Below are 2,741 nucleotides of genomic sequence, written 5' to 3' on the forward strand. Positions count from 1 at the left end.
GGTGTGCGGCGAGGCGGGGCGGGACGGCGTTGCCGACCTGGCTGAAGATCTGGCCCTTGTTGCCCTGCCAGGGGTAGTCGGCGGGGAAGGTCTGAAGGATGCCGGCCTCGGCTGCGGTGATCCGGATCGGATCCGGGGCCGCGCCCAGTGACGTGGCGGCGGTCGGCTCGGCTTGCCACACGCCTTCGTTGGCCCGGTGACCGAAGAACAGGGTCCCGGCCGGCTCATCGATCGTGCGGACGGTGGCGTTGGCCTGGTTGTTGTTGCGCAGGGTCGAGCGCCACACCGGGGGCGTCGCCTGTACGCCGGGATGTTCCGCGGCGACGGTCTGCTCCCTCCGGCCACTCGTCACAGCGGCCCCCGATGTGGCGGGCGGGTGTGGCTTCCAGGTGCCGCGGTCGCGGGCGTCGCTGAGGGTCTTGCGGGAGCCGGAGGGGAACGGCTCGGGTCCGCCGCCGGGACCGCCGCCGGCACACACCGTGGGGACGGGGCGGTCGGTGGCGCCCCAGCCGAGGGCTTCGGCCATGGACACCCAGCGGGCGCGGCCCGGCCCGAACAGCGACTCGGGCTCGGCGAGTTTGGCGTGGGTGGGCGGTGGCGGCACGGCGGTGCGCGTACGCGAGGCGAGCAGGATCGCCCGCCGTCTGGTCTGCGGTACGCCGTAGTCGGCCGCGTTCAGCACCCCTGTCCAGACCGAGTACCCCCAGGTCCGCAGGATCGCGGCGTACTGACGCCACAGCGGCAGCACGTCGGGGACCTCTTCTATCGCGACCCATTCCGGCTGGCCGTGTTGGTTGAGGGCGTGCAGGTAGCGCATGGGTTCGGCGGCGAGCAGACTCCTCGGATCCCGGCAGGTGTCCAGGAGCTGTTTGCGGGTGTCGCGTCCGTGAGCGAGATCGGCGACGGCCTGATGGACCAGGGGCTGGTCAACGAGCCCGAGTCGCTTGCCGGCCATCGACCATGCCTGGCACGGCGGGGACGCGATCAGCCCGGTGATCCGGCCTAGGAGTGGCCATAGGGGGTAGGCGGCGACATCGGTGCGGATCGTCAATTGCCCGGCTGCGGCGCGGGTCTTGCACGCCCACTCGTCCCATTCCAGGCCCACGTCCCGGACGCCGAGCGCGGCTAGGGCTTGGCTCCACCCTCCGGGGCCGGCGAACAGGTCGAGTATCAAGAGGCCAGCCGGAAATCAGTTTGGACCGCCTCGACTTCACCGCGGCAGGCCCACGGGCAGCAGCCGTCGACGACGCCGTCCTCCAACTCCTGGACGTGAGCGTCACTGCCGCCGAGTTCCTGCTGCCGGGCGGCCCATTCGGCGGCGGTGACGTGGTCGATCGGTGCCTGGTCGAGCGGGACGCGCGAGCGGTGTAGGAACGCTTCACCCAGCAGGTGGTTGCCGGTGGCGTTGGCTCGGGCGTTTCCCTTCCGGATGGCGGCGTCGAAGGCGACCACGTCCTCCCACTCCTGCGGCGAGGCGTCGCGGATGCTCCGCCACTGGGCGTTTCCGTGGAAGGGACAGCCCAGACAGCTCGATTTGGGTGTGTCCGCGAGGCCGAGCGAGGTCAGGTAGCGCGTGCAGTCGGACCGTGACCAATTCATGTCGATGAGCGGGTGCCGGTTGCGCATGTACTGGACGTCCGAGTCCTTGGCGCGGTGGAACTCATCCGTCGAAATGCCGACCCACTGCTCGACGAACACGCCCTTGGGGATGCGCGTGGGATAGGGGTAGCCGAGGAGTTGGCGCACCTGCTTCTTCAAGGGCTTGATCTTGTACTCGCCCGTGCACTGGCGCCTGGTCATCCCGGGCTTGCCATCCTTGTTGAGGATGTACAGGGGCATGGAGGCGAACCTGTGCTCCGGATCGAGTGCATCGTCGCGAATGTTTCCGGAGGAGACTCGGAGGATGGGAATGCCTGCGGGTCCGGCTATCTCCCGCTCCAGGCGGTCGAGATGCGAGTAGACGGCCCTGGGCTCCCAGCCTGTATCGGCGAAGATTGCGTAGTCGATTTTCGGGAGGATGCCTTCGGCGGACAGGCATAGCAGGGCCGTGCTCTGCACGCCAGCGCCCAGGGAAAGTGCTGTGAATGCGGGCTGCGTCAAGAAGAGATTCCTATCAGGGGAGTTCAGGGATTTCATTCCAGAAAGGGAGTTAACGTTTGCGCGCCGTGGCGGGCGATGCGGGCGGGCGAGGCGGCAGGCCGATGGCACGGTCTGGCGCCCGGAGCGGCGTCTGAGCGCGGCGGGCCTCATCGACAGCGCGTGCGTAGTAGGGCAGCAGGCGGTCCTGCAGGCGCCAGGCGGCGCGAACTGCATCGGTGGGCACTGCGATGCAGGGAGGTGCGGGCACGTGGTCGGTGATGTCCCCGTGCAGGTCGTCGGGCACGAGGGGGCAGACCAGTACACGCTCGGCCCTATGGGCCAGGAGATACAGACGCCATCCACCCGCTCCGGTCAGCATGGCGTCCGTAACGGGCCCGAACCGGGCGAGCGAGGGGCGTTGATCGAAGGGAGTCCAAACTCGGCTGGTGCGCTCTGTTCGCGCCCTCGGGCTGAGATCGTGCTTGATGTCAACGGACCAGTAGCCGGGCAGCTGAAGCGATAGGCGCGCAGCGAATTCGGCAAGAGATGCAGAGGGGATGGGCAGTCCTTTGTCGTGCGAGTAGGGCCAGTGATCCATGTGTAAGGGGCGGGCCCACGCCCCTTACACATGGATCACTGGCCCTACTCGCACGACAAAGGAC

The 2,741-nt window shown here is 68.4% G+C and carries 2 protein-coding genes; both read right to left on the bottom strand.

Going from position 1 to position 2,741, the window contains the following annotated elements; all coding sequences use genetic code 11:
* The coding region (locus ACJA3G_RS34615; RefSeq protein ID WP_406556996.1) for a DNA cytosine methyltransferase at positions 1 to 1,174 on the bottom strand (1,174 nt) is incomplete at its 3' end.
* A complete protein-coding gene (locus ACJA3G_RS34620) occupies positions 1,171 to 2,043 on the bottom strand; it encodes a hypothetical protein (RefSeq protein ID WP_406556997.1) in 873 nt (290 codons plus the stop codon). The genes ACJA3G_RS34615 and ACJA3G_RS34620, both read right to left, overlap by 4 nt.
* Positions 2,044 to 2,741: the final 698 nt, after the last annotated feature.

The organism is Streptomyces sp. YS-3, from assembly GCF_045257485.1.
Lineage (GTDB): Bacteria > Actinomycetota > Actinomycetes > Streptomycetales > Streptomycetaceae > Streptomyces.